4 protein-coding genes and 1 pseudogene are annotated in these 3,600 nt (G+C 36.6%); 4 read left to right on the top strand and 1 reads right to left on the bottom strand.

Features of this window, described 5'->3' with window-relative positions; genetic code table 11:
• Window positions 1–220: 220 nt before the first annotated feature.
• Window positions 221–520: a transposase gene (locus tag NEOC95_RS00850; protein ID WP_213151018.1), complete on the bottom strand. Its 300-nt coding sequence runs from the start codon at window positions 518–520 to the stop codon at window positions 221–223.
• 123 nt (window positions 521–643) lie between these two features.
• Here NEOC95_RS00850 and NEOC95_RS09565 point away from each other — a divergent pair.
• The 4 genes and pseudogenes from NEOC95_RS09565 to NEOC95_RS00830 form a co-directional block, all read left to right on the top strand.
• Window positions 644–904 (top strand): annotated as a pseudogene (locus NEOC95_RS09565) (DUF6444 domain-containing protein); the annotation flags it as partial.
• 37 nt (window positions 905–941) lie between these two features.
• Window positions 942–1,175, top strand: coding sequence for a hypothetical protein (locus NEOC95_RS00840; protein WP_213156328.1), 234 nt, complete (start codon window positions 942–944; stop codon window positions 1,173–1,175).
• Window positions 1,176–1,403: 228 nt separating this feature from the next.
• Window positions 1,404–3,026 carry a protein kinase family protein gene (locus tag NEOC95_RS00835; protein WP_213151012.1) on the top strand — a complete coding sequence of 541 codons (1,623 nt, stop codon included), beginning with the start codon at window positions 1,404–1,406 and terminating at the stop codon, window positions 3,024–3,026.
• A 68-nt stretch (window positions 3,027–3,094) separates the two neighbouring features.
• Window positions 3,095–3,418 carry a hypothetical protein gene (locus NEOC95_RS00830; RefSeq protein ID WP_213151010.1) on the top strand — a complete coding sequence of 108 codons (324 nt, stop codon included), beginning with the start codon at window positions 3,095–3,097 and terminating at the stop codon, window positions 3,416–3,418.
• Window positions 3,419–3,600: the final 182 nt, after the last annotated feature.

Raw genomic sequence — 3,600 nt, 5'->3', positions numbered from 1 at the left:
TTAAAAGGAAATTTACATTTTTTCTTTTTAAAATTGATGCAATGATGGAGTTTTTTAGGGTAAATCAGGTTGGACTACTTAACTATGACTGCTATTAACAGCCCCAAATGATCCACCACTATGTGCCTTTTCCTGCCTTTAATTTTCTTGCTGCCCTCGTATCCGCAGAGCCCTTTTTTTCAGTTGTTTTGACACTTTGGCTATCGGCTACAGCCTGTATTTAAGCTCTGCTAACTTGCCTTAAGCTTTGGCGAAGCGATCGCCTTAAATAAGTATTAATTTGTTCGAATAAATCACTCTGTTTCCATCTTATAAATTGAGAACAGACCGATTTCCAAGGAGATAGATCATGCGGAAGATCTGTCCATTGATAGCCTGTCCTTAAAACATACAAGATGGCATTAAGCATCTCTTGTCTAGAGTGCTTAGGTAGCTTGCCAGCTTTTTTCTTGCATGTGATAGGTTCAAGCCCTTGCCCTTCTTGATTATTTAAATCGCTAGGATAAGGTTTTCTCATCATATAAGACGCTGGTTAAATAGCCTCTATTTTAAACGATCTTAATAAGTCGTGAAGCGATCACAGGGCTATCAATTAGTTTGTGATAAATAAAATAATTTTTAGAATTTATACTTACTTAATCATATGTTGAGTAGTATGCAATCTTCATACCAGCAACTACTTAAAGAGAATGCAGAGCTAAGGGCTGAGATTATACAGCTAAGAGCTGAAAATGCCCAGCTAGAAGCCATAGCAAATAGACTAAAAAAGATAATCACCAAGCTTGAAGCACGCATTGCCCAGTTGGAAGAACAGCTTAATCAAAATTCCATGAATAGCTCCAAGCTACCATTCACTGATCAAAAAGCTAATCGTTCAATTACTCCAAAAGCGGAAGTTTTGCCATAAGCTTTTAAAGCAGATCAAACATTTTAGTGCTTACTTGGAAGCTCCTGCTATTCCTATGACCTATAATGCCGCCGAAGAATCTTTAAAAAATCTAGCCATTGCACGCAAGTTATGTCTCGATAGCCATTCTATCTATGGCAAAAAGTGGAGGGAGATGTTGCCTAACTGTATAGAAACTCTTCATCGACAAAGAAAATTTATTCAAGATTTTCTAACAGATGCTATCTATATAGGTCGTACCAAGCAACCTACACCTTCTGTTATCTAAAAAAACTTTTACATCCCGTGACCGTTTACGAATAGGAGCCCACTAACTACCTTACGGATTTATCTCCATTGATAACCCTGTCTTTCTTCCTCATCTATTTTAACTAAAAAAATTAAAAATACAAATTTTTTATAAAATGTATATATAATTAAAAAATTAATTATTATAATTAAATTAATAAGATCAATTCTTATTAAGAAAGTAAGTCTAGTAGGATGGAGGAAATGCATGAATCCAGAAAAATTAGGCATGCGCTTGGACGGCAATCATCAATATTTCCTTAACTCAACAGAGCAGACAGCCTCGAATGAAAAAGAAAAAGGTATCCAAAACCAGGAAGCGCCCGCGGAAGTTGAAGAAAAAGAATTAGAAGCAACAACCTCTACGATAGATAAAAAAAACACCTTAGAGCTTGAGGCAAAAAAGCGGCATTTGGAAGTCCAACAAGCTTTACCAAGGAATGAAACTACCGGTGAGCGTCCAACAAAAAAAGTCAAAGCAGAGGCTACTCAAAGTAGTGCCTTAGATAAAACAGAAGATATCTCAAACAAACCTTTGAATCCTCAGCCCTTCTATGAAGCAATAGAAAAGTGTTTTGGCCAAGCAACAGCTAAGAAAAACATCCCTAAGATTAACCAATTAATTACTCAACAAAAGTTGAAGACAGAAAGAGAACTTGCCAATGTTATCTTTAATATGGTTTCTAATAAATTTGGATTGAATAAGCCAGTGACGGGAGAAGAAATTAAGAACATGCATGCCGCTTTGTTTGAAGAACCTTTAAAAGAATTTAGCGAGCATTTTTCTTCATTAAAACAAATTCCAGAAAAACCTCATGTAGCCTATCTTGTGAAAAGTCTATCTGGCTGCTTTCAAGCTCTTTCTGCATATAAGACATGTGAGGACGCTTCGCAAGCAGCAAGGGACTATCTTGCCAAAAAACCTAACCCGGCCAGCTATCATCCAGGGTTGCCAGGATTTTTAAGGGACTGCCCTCCAAGCAAAATACCTGAAGAGCTTGAAAAAATAAAACAAATGAACGAAGAGATTGGTAATATCTTTGAGCAAGCTTATGAAAAGTACCAAAAAGAAAGCATCGATTACCAAGAGGGGCTAAAGCAATTTCCTCTTCTAAGTACTCACGCTCTTGGAAGCACAAATGTTAACGAGACATACATTTTACAGGCTGAGGGCCAGCAACTTTTTATATTCAAGCCCTGTATACAAGACAATTTTAGCCAAGATCCTACGATGGGTAGCAGAGAACAAGCAGCTTCTGGTGTTAACTCAAATGGCTTGTTTCCTATTCCAAAGACAGTACAAATCAATTTTAACAACTGGCAAGGCTCAGCTCAACTTTTTCTTCAAGACGCCAAAAGCACCTCCGAAATAGAGCAAATGCAAGCAACTGTCTCCAATCGAGAAATACACGCTCTGGCTATTTTTGACCTTATCTTTGGCAATGGTGATAGACATTCAGGCAATATCTTATACAAAGCCATAGAAAACACCTCTCCCGTTCAATATAAAGCTTATGGTATTGATCACGATCGCTGCTTTAAAGGCATAGGAGAACCCTTGAAAATGGAGTATTTGTCTCACCCTGCATTTAAGAGACCATTCGATCAGAATTTAATAAAATTAGTGGATAATAAAGCAAGAGAAGGCTATGCAAAATATATGCAAAGCCGCGAGATGCCAAAAGAAGCGCTTGAATGGATGAATGAAGCTTGCCACACCTTAGAAAAAGCCATTAAAGAAAATAAAAACTCTTTAGGGATAGTCAAGCAACTTATGGAAAAGTGGAATCAGAAGCTTGAGGGGCAGGATGAGGATTTTGATAATTATTAATCAAACTCTCTGCTTTTATAAAAAAATAATAAATGCTAACTTTAAATAAAGTAATTGAGAGAAAAAATATGCAAATAAAGCTTTTAATTAATCCGCGCAATCAAGCCATAGCAGCGGAGTTAATCCCGGATGTAGAAGTAAAGATTCATGAGAAATGGATGCTTGATGCTATTACTGCTTCGGGAATTACTGTTTCCAAAGAGTTTAAAGAGCAATATCATACCGGCTGGTATATTTATCCCAATGAAGATAAAGCCATTTTTGCTAAAGTTTTCGAGCAATTTTACTTTATCCATGGATTGCAGCAACAGGGTTATTACTGGAGAGAAAAAGATGAGTATGATCAGCTTTCCCCGAAGGAAAAGTTAGCAAAGATTATTAGTTTAGGCTAGGCAAACTTTACTGAAAAGAGTAGTCGCTAGACAAATAATAGACCACTTTTTCTAAAATTTTTTTTACCATGTAGGATTTCGAAAAATCTGTTTTATTGGATACATCCCACATTCCGCAAGTTAATTTCCATTAGCATATAATTTCTGAAAAGGAGGGCCTAAAACCTGCAAAATATGCCTCA

The organism is Neochlamydia sp. AcF95, from assembly GCF_018342455.1.
Taxonomy (GTDB): domain Bacteria; phylum Chlamydiota; class Chlamydiia; order Chlamydiales; family Parachlamydiaceae; genus Neochlamydia.
This window is presented reverse-complemented; position numbering and strand designations above follow the sequence as displayed.